This window comes from Dysgonomonas mossii DSM 22836 (assembly GCF_000213575.1).
Classification (GTDB): Bacteria; Bacteroidota; Bacteroidia; order Bacteroidales; family Dysgonomonadaceae; genus Dysgonomonas; species Dysgonomonas mossii.
Map to the genome: position 1 here is coordinate 73,485 of NZ_GL892005.1, position 19,402 is coordinate 92,886.

Genomic DNA, 19,402 nt, shown 5'->3' on the forward strand with positions numbered 1-19,402 from the left:
GTCTATTCTTAAACCTTTAATATTCGAATACTACCATATCCCAATATTTAAGAGATGGTAAAGTCAATGTAACCTCATTGCCCGACTGAGAAAACTCGATATTCTGAGCGACTCCACCATTTATATCCGGTGAAGCTATCCACACTTTTGAGACAGCCTTACTTGCCGTTATTTTTATTGCAGGGTTTGCAACTAACGTTGGTTCTGCTTGTGTACCATTCGTATCGCGCCATTCCATAGAGTTAGCCTGAGAGAAATTTATCAGATGAATGATTTCCCTGTCATTAAACTTTTTTCCAAGTACGGCTACACTCCCTTGCGATGCTGGCCATGTTTCAAAAGTCAAACCTCCATCAACAGATTGAACATTTACCGAAGAAAAGGTTCCTCCATCACGCAATAAATTCTGATATGCTACAAGAAAATCATAGTAATGCGTCATCGACTTTTTCAGTTCTGTCTTCATCTGCAAATTCGAATTCGGGAAATATTCATTCGCTAAATAGTGTTCTCCCAATTCGAGATGAGCTCCGCCAAAAGAGAAAATCACAGCATTAGTCAGCAAAACTCCAGGTATATTCATATAGCCTCTGTTGTTTGACTTTGCATAATTCATATAGGCTGCAAGAACTGTACTTTTGGTACTATTGCTGAAAGAATAGTTGTCGGTAATTACTTTTGCTAAGGCCTCGAATGTTTTACTTTCGTCCCATACTTCCGTATATAGAAAGTCCACATCGGATTTTGCAATGCTAGTTTGCTGTCCGTATTGAGAAACAGCATTCATTACCAACCTTTTTTCGGGAGAAGCTTGTTTCATGGCTGCAATAAAGGAAGAATAACTGTTTTCCAGATTTACTTTATCTCCGTTGTAATCGTATACATCTCCTCTGTTACCTAGCTGGTCGATATGAAATCCGTCAAAATCAAAAACATTATAAACATCTTTATGCCTTCCAGCGATGTAATTCTGCCATTCAATATTAGCGGGATTAGTCAGATAAATGCTGCTGCGAAAAGGTGGATCAAGATGATGATTATCTTTCTCTGAATGATTTTTATCTTTGAAAATATACCATTCTTCTTTTACTCCGTCAGATGCAGCATTGCTTAACGCTCCAAAGGCCAGATTATAAAACATAGCTTTCATCCCTTTGTTGTGTATCGCATTTATATAACCTTTTACAGTGGATAGGTAATTCGTCCTTCCCATCAGATCGGGCCATGTAGTAGCCGGATCAGCTACTGTTCCTGCTAACGGGCGATGGTGGTCATACATCCAGTCGTAAAACTGGACTCCATTTATGTGATACCTACTTAGGTTATTTATGTTATTATCTATAATTGCCTCCGACATTTTACCATAGGATGAAAGAAATCCGTAACGCGGAAATTTCTTCCAGTCAGAAGATACATCGACTGCAATACTTTGATGTATTTTTTCTTTTCCGTCTACAACTTCATAGATATCTACCATATATCCTTTATAATCTTCTGATGGAGCTGTCCAGTTCCATGAAGTAGATGATAAACTTTCTTCTGAAATAACCATACTTAAATGGGAATAACGAATTTTTACGTTACTGGAAGGCTTTTCTTTCAGTGTGAATTGAACTGTTTCTCCCGGCTTATAACATGCCTTATCCGTACTAAGATCAGCATTGAAATATGTCTCACCGTATATAACCGGATCGCTGTCTGTATCGTAGTAATCTTCACAACTACTGAATAATGCCAGGCACAATACTATGGATAAATATATTTTTTTCATGATATTTCTTTCTAAGGTGGCAATGCTTTCCAACATCACCACCTGTTGTTTTATTATTGTTTTTTGATTTTCACAGTTTGTTGCAATTGATCCAGTTCTATGGTATATGTTCCGGCAGTGGTTATTTTCCATTTATTATCGGGATTAGCACCTTTCGCACTAAATAGCATTTGCTCTATATCACCCGAAGGTTCTATACCATTTTGATTAGCCAGAAACCAATCGCCATTCCAATCGCTTTGTTTATCACAAGTAAATTTCAATTCTCCGGCATTCAGTGTTCCTGTCCATGTAAACTTATTAGGATCGGCTGTAGCCGTTAATGGAGTAGCATTATCTATACTCCATCCGCTTGGAGTAGCATCACCTACCATATAAATCATTGCATAAGGAGTAAATGGAATTATATCTATTTTCATATCACGGGTATCAAGTTTTATCTTATAAACTCCTCCTGTTATATTCCATTTATAATCATCAGCATTTTCATTTTTAGACCATTTAACCACATTCAAATCTGTTCCTGCACCTTGTCCATCCGATTCGGGACGAAGAAAGACAACACTATCATCGAAATCTGCTTTTGTTCCAATTTTAAATTCTCCTCCGGCAGAAAGATCAGCATTGAAATAGAAAATGAATGGATCTGACATATCTGACGTCATTGGTTTGAAACTCCAACCTGTAGGATTACCGACAAACCATAATTCACTATATTCAGGTGCATCGAGTGTCTCAATATGAATTGTCAGATTAATAATATTTACCGAAATCTTATAAATGCCTGTCGCAGGAATATTAAATTTATCATCCGGATCATCATCCGATTCTCTTAACAGCAACTTAGTTTCATCACTACCCTTGCCATATGAAGGGAGAAACTCTCCTAATGTGGTTATAAACTTCAATTCTCCGGCATTTAATTTCCCTTGCCATACGAAACCTCCGGCAGCCCCCGACACAGTATTCATTTTAGTTGCATCGTCTGCACTCCAACCATTAGGCGCAGCACCGCCTATCAGATAAAGAGTCGAAGAAACAGGTTTGTATCCTGTAATTTTTAGCTTGACTATTTCAGAAATTTGAGGTTGGATATTTTCACTATGCACTGTAGCTGTTACACGAGCTTCCAAATCCACTTCATCGCCGGGATTTACATCAAAGTTCTCAAGAAGTATTTTGTTTAATTCTTCAGTTCTATAGGAAACTGAATTTTTCCCCTGATTTAATTCAACTTGTACACTTTTTGTAAAACCACTCAGACCCAATTCAAATATATAAGTTATGGCGGCATTTGTATTGAAATTTGACCCTGGAGTCCATTCGAAAGTCACAGCGTTACTTTGGGGTGCTGTTATGTCCAAAACAATAACTTCGTCACTGGCAGTCAGTATAAGTGGCTGATCCTCTAAATTGGTTTCCGCATAATCATCCGAGCAAGATGAAAGCATAAGCGGTAGCACCAGTGATATTAGTAATAAAATATTATATAGTTTTTTCATTTTAATATCTATTTTCAAATTAATAACCCGGATTTTGCTTAAGATTAGGATTCGAATCTATTTCCTTTTGCGGAATAGGCAATAATAAATGTTTTTTCTGAGCATTTACTTTTCCAATAGAATGAAGAAAATCAAGAGCATATTGTCCATTATCCCATCGTATCAGATCAAACCAGCTATGGCCTTCGAATGCCAGTTCTATGCGACGTTCATGACGGATCTTCTCTCTCATTTGTTCTTGCGTCAAATTTTCCACATCATTTCTGTTTGTTAATCCTGCGCGCTTACGTACATTATACAATGGCTCTTCGGCATCAGTTGTGTTGCCTAATTCGTTCAGAGCTTCAGCTTTCATAAGTAGTATATCAGCATAGCGTAATACAATAATACTTGCCGAATTAGTATTGTAGTCAGGTGAAATAGAAAGCGGTACTAAAAATTTACGCACATTGTATCCAGTAGTTGACATTGAACTCTTATACGGCTTACCATCAAATAATGGCCCTCCCTCATAAAGAATTGTTTTGTCTTTGCGCAAATCTCCCGGTTCATATTGGTCTACGAATTCCTGAGTTGGCTGGTTCCATCCATATCCTCCGCCTACCCAACCAGAATTGCGAGGTCCCATATAGGTGCTTAACCAACAAGCCTGATTCTCATCACTCCAAAAACCAGCTTTTGTCAATCCATAATATTGAATTTCAAATAATGATTCTGGTGTATTTTTATGTTTATCTTCTCCACCAAAACAATCGCTATAGTCGGGATTAAGTACATAACCAAAACTCTCAACCATATTGCACATTTCTATACATTTCTGATATTGCCCTAATGTGAGATAAACTTTAGCTAATATACCTGCGGCTGCACCTTTACTTGCACGTCCGAGGTCTTTGCTGCTATAATTTTCACGGCGAGGAAGTAACTCTATTGCTTCAAGTAAATCCGGAATAATAACTTCATTGTAAATCTTATCCTTGCTTACTCGAACGGGGAAAAGATCGTCTCCCGGCTTAGATGGTGTGAGACTTAAAGGCACATCCCCAAATAATTGTACAAGAGTGAAGTAATAACTTGCCCGAAGAAATTTAGCTTCACCCATACATCGGTTCTTAATCTCTTCTTTTATATTCATTTCTGGTACATTCTTCAATACTGTATTGCAGTAGAGTATACCCGGGTTAGGCCCACGCCATAAGTCGATAGCTGCAAAATTATCGGGCCCGGCAACAAAGTTTGCCAATTGTATTGTTTCTATTCCGTCGTCACCCCCTCCGGCTCCAACTTCACTATTTCCTGCAACAATATCGAGTGCCCATATTCTCATATTATACAATTTTGGGCGTTGCATCGGCTGATAAGCCGCATTAGTCATAGCTATTGCAGATGCTTCATCTTTGATTGTTTCTGCACTTGGATCTTCATAAGGCTCTTTTTCGAGAAAGTCTGAACAAGAGCTCATTATGCAAGCTAATAGAAAAAATCCAGTATATATTATTTTTTTCATGATTGTATTATCTTTTTAGATTTAGAATTTAATATCAACACCAAAACTGATTGTGCGTGTAAGTGGATAGCTACTATTATCAACACCTCCTTGTACTTCAGGATCGAACCCCGAATATTTGGTTAGGGTTAATAAGTTTTGAGCCGACATGTATATCCTTAAGCTACTGAGATATGCTTTCTTTGCCAGAGGAGTAGGCAATTTATAACCTAATGTTAGGTTCTTCAAACGCAAATATTTTCCATCTTCAATAAATCGATCTGAATTTCGTGTATTTTTATTAGGGTCACTATAAATAGCACGAGGTATAGAGTTGCTTGTACCTTCACCAGTCCAGCGATCGAGAACTTTTGTAGTCTGATTTCTAATGGTGTACATTCCTTCAAGAGATACCCTGTTCGCATTATAAATTTTATTTCCGGCAACTCCCTGTAAGAATATCTGTAAATCAAAATTGCGATAAGCAAAATTATTATTCATCGAGAAATTCCATGTAGGAGTAGGATTACCAATGTATGTACGGTCATAATCGTTTACCACACCATTGTTGTCTATATCCAAAAACTTAATATCACCAGGTGCTGTTCCATTAGCCGCATCTGCTCCTTGATACTGGTATGCATAGTTGTTAACCTCATCCCAATTCTGGAATAATCCGTTTGTTACCCATCCATAAAACGAACCAACAGGACGTCCTTCAATATGAGATTGGTAGCCGAAATAGATCGGCGTATTATTATTTAGCTTCACCACCTTATTTTTATTGTATGACACATTGAAGTCTGTATTCCATTCGAATGCTCCTTTCATATTTTGCGAGGAGACAGTCAGTTCCCATCCCGTATTTTTTACTTCTCCTGCATTAATCATTGGTGTATATTCATCCGAATATCCGGTAGTAATAGGAACAACCATACCAACCAACATATCAGTTGTTGTTTTTATATAAGTATCGAATGTGAGGTTGATGCGTTGTTTCAGCAATGTTGCATCGAAACCAATATTTGCTTGTTTTACTGTTTCCCACTTAATATTAGGGTTGGGCATTACTAATGGATATAGTGTAGAAACTGGTGTACCGTTGAATACATATTGTGCTGTTTTCAGACGGGTAACGGCAGCATAATTATCTAACACTGCCTGGTTGCCTGTTACTCCGTATCCCAAGCGTAATTTTATATCACTCAATAGATCATTCTTTTTATAGAAAGATTCTTCCGATAAACGCCATGCAGCAGAGAAAGAAGGAAAAGTACCCCATCGGTTGGACTTCGTTATGCGAGATGTCCCATCGTGGCGAACGGTAGCTGTCAATAAATATTTATTATCGAAAGAATAATTTACACGTCCAAAGAAAGAAAGCAAAGCCCACTCGTTTTTACTACCACCCACTGTCGGGTCTAATAACCCGTTATTCAATTGATTGTAATCATCAGATAAAAATTCTTTAATGCTTGCATTCATATAATTGTATACATTGTTTTGTGCACTTGACCCCAACATAACATTCAGGTTATGTTTTTCATTGAAAGTGTCCATGTATGTAATTGTATTATCCCACAGGTAAGTAAGGCTTTTATTTGAACTTTCACCGCGGTAAGAATTCGGTACAGGAATTGGCTTCCAATCATATTTTGGAGAAAAATTCACATTATCCCAGAATTTGAAATCTATTCCTCCCAACATTTTATAAGTTACTTTGTCAAAAAGAGAAACTTCTCCATAAATATTACCTAATATGTTATAACCTTTCGTTGTACTTTTCTCTAAACGTGCTGTCCCTATCGGATTACGAGCATCTCCGTAGAATTCAGCTTCCGTACCCGGCCCCGAATAGGTTCCGTCTTCGTTAAATATGGGCTGAGTTGGTAAAGAAGACATTGTGTTAAGTACGCTATAAGAACCATTCTTTTTTACATCATGACTTAGTGTAACGTTATTCCCGAATTTCAGCCAAGAACGGACTTTTGATTCACCATTGAATTGGAACGTATAACGGCGATAGGATGTGTTAATAACAATGCCTTCCTGATCCAAGACTCCTCCCGATACATAGTAATTACTCTTATCATTACCCCCGGAGTATGAAGCTGAGTAATTTTGCATCATAGCCGTACGTAATAACGCATCTATCCAGTCTGTCCCTTTTCCCCATGATAATGGGTCTGCAAAGTCAGGACGCTGTCCTCTGCCATTATTAGCCATCATCTCGTTGTGTAATGATGCAAACTGCGATGCATTCAACATCTCAGGCACACTGGTTGCATCTTGTATTCCCCAGTTGGCACTTACTGATATAAGGCCGTCTCCAGATTTACCTTTTTTAGTCGTTATTAACACCACACCATTCGCACCGCGTGAACCATAGATGGCTGTAGCCGAAGCATCTTTTAGTATGTCTATTGTTTCAACATCATTCTGATTGAGAGCATTTAAAGGCATATCAGTTGGTACGCCATCAATAACTAATAGAGGATCAGAATTATTGATAGAACCTAATCCGCGAATCCGAATACTTACATTACTACCTGGTACGCCAGAGTTAATAATTTGTACCCCAGCTGCACGACCTTGGAGTGCTTCGCCGATATTGGAAACTGGCTTATCCTGCATTACTTTGGCTTCTACAGACGATAACGAGCCTGTGAGATCCCTTTTACGTACCACTCCATAGCCTACTACAACGACTTCATCGAGCATCTTTGCTTTTTCTTTTAAGATAATACGAAAATCGGTTCTTCCGGCTACCGAGATTTCTTGAGTCAAGAATCCAAGATAAGAGATTGTTAAAGTAGCATTTTCTTCAACATCCAAGGTAAATGCCCCTTCGATGTCGGTGATTGTACCATTAGTAGTCCCTTTTACCGAAACTGATGCACCTATAATACTTTCTCCTTTTTCATCCAAAACTACTCCCGAAATTGTTTTCCGGTTTTGAGCAGATAATGTAAACGTGAAAGTCAAAGACAACATAAGCAGACATATTCTGCCTAAATAAGCCCATTTCTTTTTTTGATTTTTTTTCATGGTCTGCGTGATTAGAATTTTCTTATTCATTTTTATGGTTAACATTATTCAGCTTATTGTATTTGTGAAGCTAAAAAGAGTATAACCTCTCATATGCAAAAATATGAGGAGGAAGTATTTAAAGAAAATTCACATTGATAAAATATAGAGCCAAATATATTATATATTATTAATATATAGCTGATTAACCGATTTTGATATAGCCAAAAATATAGACGCCGTATGTGTTAGTTTTTCTTAATAACACCTATTTTCATAACCATTGATTCAAATTCTTCGCGGGGGACAGCAGCTTTATTTCGTACTCTGGTACGATAGCTATAAATTGTATTTGCTGAATAGTGCAAGAAGTTAGCAATTTTGGAACTATCTGTTATACCTAATCGAATCAATGCAAATATACGAAGTTCCACATTAAGCAATTCATTAGGTTTTAATACGAACTGTTCTTCTTTTATTAAAAGAGAGTTGAATTCCTCAACAAAATTCGGATACAGATGCAGGAAAATATTGTCAAAGTTCTCGTAGAGTTCTTTCAATTCGTCATCGATCATTTTACTTGATTTCAACATTTTATATAATTCATCAAGTTTCCTTTCGACAGCTTTCTTATTGAGAGAGTTTTGAAAATTTTCCAGTTTATTTATATATGTAGAACATAGATCAAGGAAATGCCCAATATATGCTTCTTTTATTTGGTTTGCATCCGATAATTGATTGTTTACATACGAAAGTTCTTTGTTTACATCGTTAAGTTGGTTGATACTAGATTGTAAATCCTTATTAAGATCGTTTAATTTTACATTAGTATGATAAAGTTCTTTACGTATCCGAGAAACTCTTTTCATCTGCCTATACACATATATTACTGCTATAATAAGGAATACAGATAATATACTGACAAGAATAAGAAACAACTGTAATTCTGATTTTTGTTTATTCACATTTTCCTGATACGCAGAGTCTATAATTGGAAATATTTGTGAAACTTCGTATGTTCTTAAGCGCGCATTACAAAACATGGCATCTTCCATAGACGATTTTATGCAATCGTAGGCCTTTTCTACTTCACCTGTTTCATATAGGATTGAGGCCAATGCCTGCATAGATGCATTTTCCTTGATAGCATTCTTTATATCGCAAATCGCAGATATGGCATAATAATGTTTCTGTAAGTTTATATTTCCTTCTTTTTTGTAAATATTGGCTAGTGCATAAGCGAGAACTGCTTTTTCGTGAGTGTCTGATTTCGTTTGGTCTAAAAGCTTTTGCAATATTTGTTTCGCATCATTTAGACGAGATTCGTCATATAGTTTCTCTGCATATACAATCTTATAATGGCTGGATTCTTTATCCAATACATTCAGTAAAGAATCTCTGTATAGATTACTTTTTTCTAAATAGATCTGAGTATATGGATTATTACTTGAATAGTAGTTGTATAGCTGTTTGTAGCAATCATAGTATTTAATCTGTAGCCAATCGGGAAGGTCTTTAGTTTTTATTGATCCTAATATATCAACAGCTTCAATAAACATACCAGATACAATATATAAGGATACTAAATCTAGTTTAGATTCATTTATCCATGTATTATGATTTTGCTTTTTTGCAATAGCTGTATTCTCTCTGGCATAATAAATTGCAGAATCAGACAAATAAACTTTGTATTCGTTATATAGTTTGAGATTTATATCATAACGCTGATCGTCAGTAATATTAGGCGTTTTAAGCAGTTTTTTTATTTCGGATATTCTCTCCTCCTTCTCTGTTACATAGAGGTCTTTATGTTTAATCAATTCATATAGAGAGTTGAATATAGTATCTTGTGATGTTTTTGGGAAAACATTGCAAGTCGGAAATAATATAATAATGAGAAGGAATAACTTTTTCATACATTACGATTACATATAAACAAAGTTAATAAAAATGAAATATAACACTATCTTATTATAAACTCTAAATAATTAAAAGAGAAAGAAATTTTAATAAAGAAGGAGAAGCTTCAATTAGTAGAGTTAACTGAAAATTCTAATATATAAGTTCTATGAAGAATAAAATGATATTACCTCTTTTATCAAAGCAATAGGAGAAAACACACCTTTTTATATCTATAAATGATCCTAAAAAATAAAGTTGGTCTTTGATTTTCAATTCATTTTCGTACCTTTATTCTCAGTAATTTATATGTAAGAATACGGTCAACCCTAAGCCAAAAGTGGTATTTTGAGAGACAAATGATATTGTTCCTAAATCGTTACTAAAGATTGGATATTATCATATAATTAATTGACTATATACTATTTAGAATAAGAAACAGACGACCCCTCCGGGGTCACATTTTATCTGAGTATAAAGCTTGTAAATGAATTATTTGCAAGCTTTTTTTAACGTAAGATTACCAAGGATAATATTTATGTATTTTCAATTATTTTGGAATGCTTATAAATATTATTAATTTTACCCGCAATCTTTGAATAACCGTACCTTGATGAAAAACTCAGTGCAGAAAACCCTTATATCCTAATGCGCAAATTCTCCAATAATGGATTTATCTAAACAGGTTTATGTAGACTTATTTGATAAGTACTATTTGGCATTGGTGAAATATGCATCCTCTTTTGTAGGTACAGATAATGCCGAAGATATTGTACAGGATGCCTTTGTAGAATTGTGGGAACGACGAAAAGAAATTGAAGTAGGAGAGCACATTTCTTCGCTATTGTACCGATTTGTGTATACAAAATCTATCAATAGGCTGAAACATATTGCTGTCATCAATAAATATTCTTCTGCCAAAATTGAGGTATATAATGAAAAACTGAAATATTTTTCACCTGAAAATATCGATGTTTGGAAGAATATAGAAAATGCAGAATTGAAAGAGAAAATAGATAGCGCAATTGATACTCTGCCGCCCCAGTCGAAGAGTGTGTTTAAACTAAGCTATATCTATGGACTGAAAAATAAAGAAATAGCAGAAACTCTAGCTATCTCTTTACGAACAGTTGAGGCCCATTTGTATCAATCCCGAAAGTTGCTAAAACAGAGACTATCATATTTGTTGAGGCTTCTTCTCGTTTTATGCTTCTTTAACTAAGTATATTGTTATATATAACTGTTTTAAGTATATCATAAAATAAATAAATGAGTACAATTGATAAAAAGATTATATTAGGATACCTTAATAAAACGGCTTCAGATGCAGAGTACGAAGCTATCTTAAAATGGATCGGTGAAGATGAAAATAATAAGAAATATCTTTTTGATCTTGAATCGCTTTACAATTCTATAGAATGGGATGAATCTTTATCTGATGGATATTTGGAAAGCGAAAAAGATCGCCTATTAAAAAGGATATCCGATGTTCCACAAATTGATGTGCCTGTAAAGAAGAAATTCAATTTTTCGTTCGTTAAAATTGCTGCATGTATTGTAGTGCTGTTTTCAGCAATCGGATTTGGATATTTGTATCTTCACGACAATAAGAAAATCGGTAGAAGAGATTTGCTGTCAGTACAAAATGACGGAGTTAAAGCGAAGGAGGTTATCTTGGAAGATGGAACAAAGATTTGGCTAAACCAAAACTCAACAATTAGTTATCCGCCTACATTTGAAGGTGAAGAAGAAAGAAGAGTATACCTTACCGGCGAAGCTTATTTTGAGGTAACAAAAAATAAAAAATCTCCATTTTATGTAGAAAGTGAAGCTTTTAATGTGCGAGTTTTAGGAACTTCATTTAATATAAAGAGTTCCAATATGTCTAATATCTCTTCAGTAACTCTTGTAAATGGTGAGATTGAAGTAAAAGGCAATAATAATGAAGGGCATGTAACATTATCTCCCGGGCAAAAAGCTGAAATAAATCATACCGACCATCGGCTAAAAGTATACGAAACCAATGCCGTTCTTGATGTTTTATGGCATAATGATCTGATAACTTTCGAAAATGCGACGCTTCTTGATATCAGAGAAACTTTAGAGTCTCTATATGAAGTTAAAATATATTTGGATCCTAGCTTAAATATCCGATCTAAATATTCAGGTGTTATAAAGAAACGAGATAGTATAGATTCCGTTTTGAATTCTCTCACAAATACAATACCATTCAAATATGAATATACTGGTAGAAGTATTCGAATATTCCCCAATCAATAGCGTTTTATTGTTAATGAATATTAAAAAAGACACTTGGCCCTAAATTGGACTAAGTGTTTTTTGCTTCAAGCATGTTTTACTATTAAATAGAAAAATATTATTGTAGAACTAAAAATCTAATCATTATGAAATAGAATCAATCGGGGCAGGCTTCCCAACCTATTTTACAAATACAAGACGGTAACGTTAACCTTATTTTTATTAACGAAAAAACAACAACTAAATGAAGAAAAGAAGCAATTCCTATTCTCCAAGGAAATATTTTACTCATTCAATGAGTGTCTTCTTCTTTTTGCTATGTTTTTGTATTGTAGCCAATGCACAAATAAACATAAACCAAAAAGGAGGTAAGTTTTCAGATATAATTAATATAATCAAATCACAATCGGACCATCAGTTTTTTTATGAAGACAAAATTGGGGATATAAAAGTAGGTCCATTAGAATTACATAATGCGAGTATTGAAGAGGTTTTGAACAAATCATTAGCAGGAAAAGGTGTGACATATAAGGTTGAAGATAAAGTTATTTATTTGTCTTCTGCCAACACGAATAACTCGGCAAGGTCGCTCCAGCAAAAAACAGTAACCATCAAAGGCAATGTAAAAGATGAAGCTGGAGAACCTTTGATTGGAGTAGCAGTATCGGTAAAAGGAACTACTATAGGAACCTTGACAGATACCAATGGGAATTATTCCATTACAGCAAACGAAGGTGATGAAATCGAATTTTCTTACATCAGCTACCTCTCTATAAAGCTTATTGCTAAAGGAGACATGACATATAACGTGGTCATGAAAGAGGATAATGTTGCTCTCGATGAGGTTGTGGTTACTGCTCTAGGAATCAAAAGAGAAGCGAAAGTGTTGACATACAATGTTCAGGAACTTAAAGGTACAGAATTGACGGTCGTTAAAGATGCGAACTTTATAAATAGTCTGGCCGGTAAAGTTGCCGGTATGCAGATAAATCAAAGTGCATCGGGTATTGGCGGCTCGGCCAGAGTGGTTATGCGTGGGACAAAGTCAATTATGGGTAACAACAATGCATTGTATGTTGTAGATGGAGTACCATTGTATGATATCAGAGGTGAGCAACCCGAAAATATATTCGAATCACCTGATGGTGGAGATCGCGATGCTTTCGCCAATATAAACCCTGAAGATATTGAAAGCCTATCGGTACTTAGTGGTCCTGCCGCTGCAGCTTTATATGGAAACCAAGGGGCAAATGGTGTAATACTAATTACGACCAAAAAGGGACAAAAGGGATTGAGAATTAATTATGCGAATAACTCGATTTTCTTAAAACCATTTGTTATGCCTGAGTTCCAAGATACATACGGTTCAAGAGACCAAAGCTTTCAAAGCTGGGGAGCTAAGAAGACTCCGGACATGTCTTCGTACGATCCTAAAGATTTCTTTCAGACTGGATATGTGGAAACAAACTCACTGACAGCCTCTTTTGGTGGAGAAACGAATACTACATACGTGTCTTTCGCATCCACAAACTCGAGAGGAATCATACCAAATAATAAGTTGAACCGCTATAACCTTACAGTACGTAACACTGCTGATATTATAAAAGATAAGCTCGAGTTTGACTTTTCCGTATCTTATATAAATGAAGATAACAGAAATATGATGACTCAAGGACAATATCATAACCCACTGCTACCTATTTATCTATTTCCGAGAGGCGATGATATCGATAACTATAAAATATATGAGACATTTAATGATGTCCGCAATTTTAAGACTCAAAATTGGCCTTCAAAATATGGTAATCAGGGCTTAGGAATCGAAAACCCATATTGGACTGTGAACAGAAAACTATTCGAGAACAAAAGAGACCGCTACATCTTATATAGCGCACTAAAATATAAGGCTCTGGATTGGCTGAATCTGTCGGGACGTGCGAGAATGGATAATATGGAAAATAAATTCGAAAGAAAAATTCATGCATCCTCTGATTTGCTCTTTGCATCCGAAACAGGAAACTATATGAACCAGAGAATGACAGACAAACAATTATATCTCGACTTCTTGGCTACAGCTGATAAACGATTTGGCAATTTCAGTCTGACCGCTGCTTTAGGTACAAGTTACTTTCAGTACGACCAAAGACTGAATAGCTATGAAGGGCATTTAGGTCTTGTTCCCAATCGGTTCTCTGAAGAGAACATAAATAAGAATGACCCTCAGACAAAAGTAAACCAAAGTGGGTTCAAAGATAATACACACGCTATTTTTGCTACAGCTCAGTTGGGTTGGAAAAGCTTGGTGTTCTTAGATCTTACAGCTAGAAATGACTGGACTTCTACCTTAAAAGGGACGAGTGGCACAGGGGTGTTTTATCCATCGGTTGGAGTTTCCGGAATTTTAAGCGATATGTTTGATATGCATAAAGCTCAAATCTCTTTTTTCAAACTGAGATTTTCATATTCGGAAGTGGGTAATCCGCCTCCACGTTTCATTACTAAAGCTTCATACGAGTTGAATGATGGTAATTTGAAGACAGAGACGGCGATGCCATTCTCCAATCTGAAAGCTGAACGCACAAAGGCGTATGAAGTTGGTACTAATATGAAATTTTGGGGCAATAGAATTAATCTCGATCTCACATATTATAATACAGACACTTACAATCAATTGTTCCATTTTGAAGCTGCTCCAAGCTCAATATACTCCGACTATTATATCAATGCCGGAAAAGTAAATAACTGGGGTATTGAAGCTTCTTTAGGCTTTAACGACAATTTCGGTCCTGTCAGCTATTCTACCAGTGTGAATTTCACTCTGAATAGAAATAAAATAAAAACGCTTATTCCTAAAGGAACTCTCGACCCAACCACCGGAACGCCTATTCTGGCTGAAGATGGTATAGACATGAGCTCTACAGGAACATATCGTATGCGACTTACAGAAGGCGGAACATTGGGTGATATTTATGTTTCGACGCTAGCAAAAGATTCTAAAGGGAATATAAAAGTAGACCCATCTACAGGAGCGATAAACAGTGATCCTAACAATTGGGTGAAAGCCGGGTCTGTCGCACCCCGATACAATTTTGGGTGGAATAATACAATTTCTTACAAAGGGTTTGATCTGAACTTCCTTGTAGATGCCCGAATCGGTGGAATCGGTGTGTCGGCCACACAAGCCTTATTGGATAGGCATGGAGTTTCTAAAGTTTCGGCTATAGCACGCGATAATGGCGGTGTATTGGTGAACGGAAAACGAATGGATGCCGAGGCATATTATGCTGTTGCAGCCGGAGGAACAACAGGCGTCCTGTCCGAGTATGTATATAGTATGACGAATGTAAGGCTTCGCGAAGCATCTCTTACGTATACACTCCCTTCTAAATGGTTCAATCATAAAATAAGCTCTTTGTCTCTCTCTTTGATTGGACGAAACTTATGGATGATACATAATAAGGCACCATTCGATCCTGAATTGACTGCTTCTACGGGAACTTATTTTCAGGGACTGGATTATTTTATGCAACCAAGTCTCAGAAATATAGGATTTGGAGTTAAGGTTCAATTTTAAAGCAATGAATAATGAAAAATAATATATCTAAAATATTTAAGCTACTCTTTGTGTCTTTCTTTGCAGTGATAATATCTTATTCATTTGTCTCTTGCCTTGAAGACAATGTAAATGAATATGCAGCTACAGAAGATGACATGAGCAAAGATGGTCTTTTTGTAGGAGGGCACTTCAATGCCATGCTTAAAGATGTAATACCTACATCGGACGTCGATGCTAACGACTATCAGCGTGCTCAAAATCTGACCGGTGATATTTTCTCCGGCTATATGGCTCATATCGGCACTTGGAACTCATCAAGTCACAACGGTACATATAATCTATATTTTGATAAATGGAACGATGTCGGGTTTGCGAATGGTTATACCAAAGTGATGGGACCTTATGCGAAGATTTTTGGTAAAACAGAAGACAAAGTCTATTTGGCTATGGCTACCATCGTGAAGATAATGGGGATGCACAGGCTGGCAGACAACTATGGGCCTATTCCTTACACAAAATTCGGAATAGGAGGATTGACAACCCCTTACGATAGTCAGGAAGTTGTATATAAAGAATTTCTGAAAGAGCTAAAGGAAGCCACAAAAGAACTATCCGATTTTGCGGATGTAAATACCAAAGGAGATAAACCGTTGGTGAAATACGATATGATATACGGCGGAGATGCTCTGAAATGGTTGAAGTTCGGAAATACACTTCGATTGCGATTGGCTATACGTATTAGTTATGTGGAGCCGGAATTAGCAAAGCTGCATGCCGAAGAGGCTGCAAATCAGAAGTATGGGTTGTTGTCTGATGTTTCAGATATTGCACAACTGAAATCATACGGCGGTCATGCTGTTTATCATCCGTTGGAAACCGTATGGAACTCTTATGCAGATACAAGAATGGGAGCGTCAATGGACTCTTATCTGAATGGCTTAAAAGATCCTCGCTTGCCTTCTCTTTTCCAACCGGCAGCAATTGACGGAGCTTATCATGGCGTTAGAAACGGATTATATATATTCGATAAGGCTCCGTATGAAAAAATGTCTGCACCTAATGTTAGAAAAAATACACCAGTGTTATGGATGACCGCAGCAGAAGCTTATTTTTTGCGGGCAGAGGGCGCTATAAGAGGTTGGAATATGGGCGGTTCGGCAAAAGATTTCTATGAGCAAGGGGTGCGTGCATCTTTCACTCAATATGGAGTAAGCGGAATTGATGCCTATTTGACAAACTCTACTGATAAGCCGATCAGATTTCAGGATATGGTAGGATATTACAGTATAGCAGCCAGATCAACAATTACAGTAGCATGGAACGAAAGCGATTCCTTTGAAACAAAACTGGAAAGAATCATTACTCAAAAATGGATAGCAATGTTTCCCGAAGGGCAAGAAGCTTGGTCCGAATTCAGGCGTACCGGATACCCAAAGATATTTCCTGTTATATATAATCGCAGCGGTGGTCAGATCAATACCACAGTTCAGATCAGAAGAATCGTGTTTCCTCAAGAGGAATACAACAAAAACAGGGAAGAAGTAGATAAGGCTATCGGCTTACTTAATGGCCCTGATACGGGCGGTACTAAATTGTGGTGGGATGCTAAATAATTAAAAATATCAATGATATGAAAACATTATCAAATATACTGTTAATCTGTTTTTTGTTTTTTTCTCTGTCTTCGTGTTTAGACGAAGTAGATCCGGAAAACAAAATCGTAGGGCAGGTCGAGCCCAAAAGTGAAGAATATTATAAACAGTTGAGAGCTTACAAAGAATCCGACCATGCTGTGGCTTTCGGGTGGTTTGGCGGTTGGAATACAGAAACATCGTCTATGGGCACAAGATTAGTCTCGATACCCGACAGCGTGGACATTGTATCCATATGGGGCAAATATTGGGATATTACAGATGCGCAAAAAGCTGATTTGGCATATGTGCAAAATGTATTAGGTACAAAAGTTACATACACAATATTTGCGCACGAAGTGCCGGAACCATTTGAAGCAACAACAGAGGGTGTCGGAAAATATGCGAAAGCTCTTGCTGATACGATGTATAAATACAATTATGACGGACTAGACCTCGACTATGAACCCGGATTTGGTGGTGTAGGACCTCTTGTAGGGCATAACAATGCTTTGATGAAAGATTTTGTGTTGGCTCTGAGCAAGTATTTTGGACCTAAATCCGGAACAGGTAAACTACTGCTCATAGATGGCGTGCCTTATGCTGTACACCCCGAAATAGTGGAGTGTTTTAATTATGGAATTGTGCAAGCTTATGATTCTTCAGGCGAATGGGACTTACAATATCGCTTCAATAATGCCTTAGCCAAAGGGTGGCCTGCCGATAAATATATTTTTACAGAAGACTTTGAGAAGTGGTGGAGTACAGGGGGAAAACCAAACGCAGTAGTCACAACTCCCGATGGGGAAGAATTAGTTGTGCCTTCTCTTGAGGCCATGGCTCGCTTCAATCCGAAGGTAGATGATAAGTATCAACGAAAAGGTGGTGTGGGTACTTATCATATGGAAAACGAATATAAACATACTCCTGATTATAAATATTTGAGGCAAGCTATTCAGATAATGAATCCGGCAAAGAAATGATTGTTAAACATTAATAGAAAATACATGAAACTAAATAATATTATAATTCTAAGTCTTTGCGCTATCATACTAATGGGATGTAAAGACAATGAAGACTATCGGGATGTTATTTATATGTCAGGTGTAGAAAACTCTGTTTCCAGATTGTTTACTGTAGACCCCGAACTCGCTGCATCTGAAATAGCATTTAATGTCTCGTCTTCAGACAAAATGTCCAAGGATATGATTGTCGATTTGAAGGCAGATTTGTCTTTAATTGATTCATATAACAACCGGTTTATGAAAAATTATAAGCCTCTTCCTGAGGGTAGTTATAAACTGTCAAGACCAGAAATTGATACCAATGATACAAATAAAGAAGGTTTAAACCTGAACAGTAATCAGGTATTGATAAAGTCAGGGTCAAGTGTTTCTACTCCGATGAAGTTGTCTATAAGTGACCTCTCTAAGTTTGAAGAAGGTGTTACTTATGTTTTGCCGGTAAGTATAGTTAGTAATAATTTGGGGATGAGTATTCTGCGTCCATCAGCAACAATTTATTTCGTTATTAATCAAACAATAGTAACGAAGGCGGCTGTTTTGACAAGTAATTATTTGCAAGTAGATTTCTCTAAGAACAAAGATGTAAGCCTAACCGCTTTGTCTGCCGTAACCTATGAGACACGGATATATGTCAATAAATTTCAATCATATAATCCATATATCAGCAGTGTAATGGGGCTAGAAGAAAACTTCCTTCTCCGATTTGGTGATACATCTATCAAGCCGAATCAATTGCAGATAGCCAAACCGGGTATTGCAAGTAAAACCGAGTTTTCGACAGAGAAATGGTTCCATATAGCAGCTGTCTTCGAAGGAGGAAATGTACGAATGTATGTGAACGGAGAGTTGGAGTCGAGCGGAAATATCGCAGGCGTTACAGCTTTAGATCTGACACATGTATATGGTGACCCGATGTTTATGATTGGGCGTTCTGCCAAAGGACGAGGAATTGATGGGGCGGTGAGCGAAATGCGTGTTTGGAAAAAAGCATTATCTCCGGCCGATCTAATAAACAATATGTGTTATGTTGATCCTACCACTCCGGGATTAGTTGCATACTGGAGATTTAATGGTGCTGACGATAAAAAAGTAACCGACCTTACAGGGAATGGTTATGATGCAATGGCAGCTTATACGCTGAAGTTTATGGATCATGTGAGGTGTCCTGAGTAAGTAATTTTATTTTATATAAGTACACAAAAAATCCGGCAAATATATTCTTTTGCCGGATTTCTTTTATCTTCGC

Annotated in this window: 11 protein-coding genes; 6 read left to right on the plus strand and 5 right to left on the minus strand. The window is 36.7% G+C overall.

Annotated features, from left to right (window positions below):
* Positions 1–16 precede the first annotated feature (16 nt).
* The 5 genes from HMPREF9456_RS03835 to HMPREF9456_RS03855 form a co-directional block, all read right to left on the minus strand.
* Complete coding sequence (locus HMPREF9456_RS03835; RefSeq protein ID WP_018074749.1) at positions 17–1,771, minus strand: endo-dextranase; 1,755 nt, start codon at positions 1,769–1,771, stop codon at positions 17–19.
* 53 nt (positions 1,772–1,824) lie between these two features.
* Positions 1,825–3,273: a SusF/SusE family carbohydrate-binding protein gene (locus tag HMPREF9456_RS03840; protein ID WP_006842148.1), complete on the minus strand. Its 1,449-nt coding sequence runs from the start codon at positions 3,271–3,273 to the stop codon at positions 1,825–1,827.
* A gap of 19 nt (positions 3,274–3,292) precedes the next feature.
* Entirely contained in the window at positions 3,293–4,780 is a 1,488-nt protein-coding gene (locus HMPREF9456_RS03845) for a RagB/SusD family nutrient uptake outer membrane protein (RefSeq protein WP_006842149.1), read from the minus strand.
* A 21-nt stretch (positions 4,781–4,801) separates the two neighbouring features.
* Entirely contained in the window at positions 4,802–7,807 is a 3,006-nt protein-coding gene (locus HMPREF9456_RS03850; RefSeq protein ID WP_026177021.1) for a SusC/RagA family TonB-linked outer membrane protein, read from the minus strand.
* A 227-nt stretch (positions 7,808–8,034) separates the two neighbouring features.
* Positions 8,035–9,702, minus strand: coding sequence for a DUF6377 domain-containing protein (locus HMPREF9456_RS03855; RefSeq protein WP_006842151.1), 1,668 nt, complete (start codon positions 9,700–9,702; stop codon positions 8,035–8,037).
* A 650-nt stretch (positions 9,703–10,352) separates the two neighbouring features.
* Between HMPREF9456_RS03855 and HMPREF9456_RS03860 the strand changes: the two genes are divergently transcribed.
* From HMPREF9456_RS03860 to HMPREF9456_RS03885, 6 genes are all read left to right on the plus strand, one after another.
* A complete protein-coding gene (locus tag HMPREF9456_RS03860) occupies positions 10,353–10,907 on the plus strand; it encodes an RNA polymerase sigma-70 factor (protein WP_006842152.1) in 555 nt (184 codons plus the stop codon).
* 47 nt (positions 10,908–10,954) lie between these two features.
* Positions 10,955–11,965, plus strand: coding sequence for a FecR family protein (locus HMPREF9456_RS03865; protein WP_006842153.1), 1,011 nt, complete (start codon positions 10,955–10,957; stop codon positions 11,963–11,965).
* Between the two features lie 223 nt (positions 11,966–12,188).
* Positions 12,189–15,518 carry a SusC/RagA family TonB-linked outer membrane protein gene (locus HMPREF9456_RS03870; RefSeq protein WP_006842154.1) on the plus strand — a complete coding sequence of 1,110 codons (3,330 nt, stop codon included), beginning with the start codon at positions 12,189–12,191 and terminating at the stop codon, positions 15,516–15,518.
* An 11-nt stretch (positions 15,519–15,529) separates the two neighbouring features.
* Positions 15,530–17,113: a RagB/SusD family nutrient uptake outer membrane protein gene (locus tag HMPREF9456_RS03875; RefSeq protein ID WP_006842155.1), complete on the plus strand. Its 1,584-nt coding sequence runs from the start codon at positions 15,530–15,532 to the stop codon at positions 17,111–17,113.
* A gap of 17 nt (positions 17,114–17,130) precedes the next feature.
* Entirely contained in the window at positions 17,131–18,114 is a 984-nt protein-coding gene (locus HMPREF9456_RS03880; RefSeq protein ID WP_006842156.1) for a glycoside hydrolase family 18, read from the plus strand.
* A 24-nt stretch (positions 18,115–18,138) separates the two neighbouring features.
* A complete protein-coding gene (locus HMPREF9456_RS03885; RefSeq protein WP_006842157.1) occupies positions 18,139–19,329 on the plus strand; it encodes a DUF1735 and LamG domain-containing protein in 1,191 nt (396 codons plus the stop codon).
* Positions 19,330–19,402: the final 73 nt, after the last annotated feature.

Coding starts and splice junctions, on each gene's coding strand:
- HMPREF9456_RS03835 (WP_018074749.1), bottom strand. CDS start 1,771: ATGAAAAAAATATATTTATCCATAGTATTGTGCCTGGCATTATTCAGT.
- HMPREF9456_RS03840 (WP_006842148.1), bottom strand. CDS start 3,273: ATGAAAAAACTATATAATATTTTATTACTAATATCACTGGTGCTACCG.
- HMPREF9456_RS03845 (WP_006842149.1), bottom strand. CDS start 4,780: ATGAAAAAAATAATATATACTGGATTTTTTCTATTAGCTTGCATAATG.
- HMPREF9456_RS03850 (WP_026177021.1), bottom strand. CDS start 7,807: ATGAAAAAAAATCAAAAAAAGAAATGGGCTTATTTAGGCAGAATATGT.
- HMPREF9456_RS03855 (WP_006842151.1), bottom strand. CDS start 9,702: ATGAAAAAGTTATTCCTTCTCATTATTATATTATTTCCGACTTGCAAT.
- HMPREF9456_RS03860 (WP_006842152.1), top strand. CDS start 10,353: ATGGATTTATCTAAACAGGTTTATGTAGACTTATTTGATAAGTACTAT.
- HMPREF9456_RS03865 (WP_006842153.1), top strand. CDS start 10,955: ATGAGTACAATTGATAAAAAGATTATATTAGGATACCTTAATAAAACG.
- HMPREF9456_RS03870 (WP_006842154.1), top strand. CDS start 12,189: ATGAAGAAAAGAAGCAATTCCTATTCTCCAAGGAAATATTTTACTCAT.
- HMPREF9456_RS03875 (WP_006842155.1), top strand. CDS start 15,530: ATGAAAAATAATATATCTAAAATATTTAAGCTACTCTTTGTGTCTTTC.
- HMPREF9456_RS03880 (WP_006842156.1), top strand. CDS start 17,131: ATGAAAACATTATCAAATATACTGTTAATCTGTTTTTTGTTTTTTTCT.
- HMPREF9456_RS03885 (WP_006842157.1), top strand. CDS start 18,139: ATGAAACTAAATAATATTATAATTCTAAGTCTTTGCGCTATCATACTA.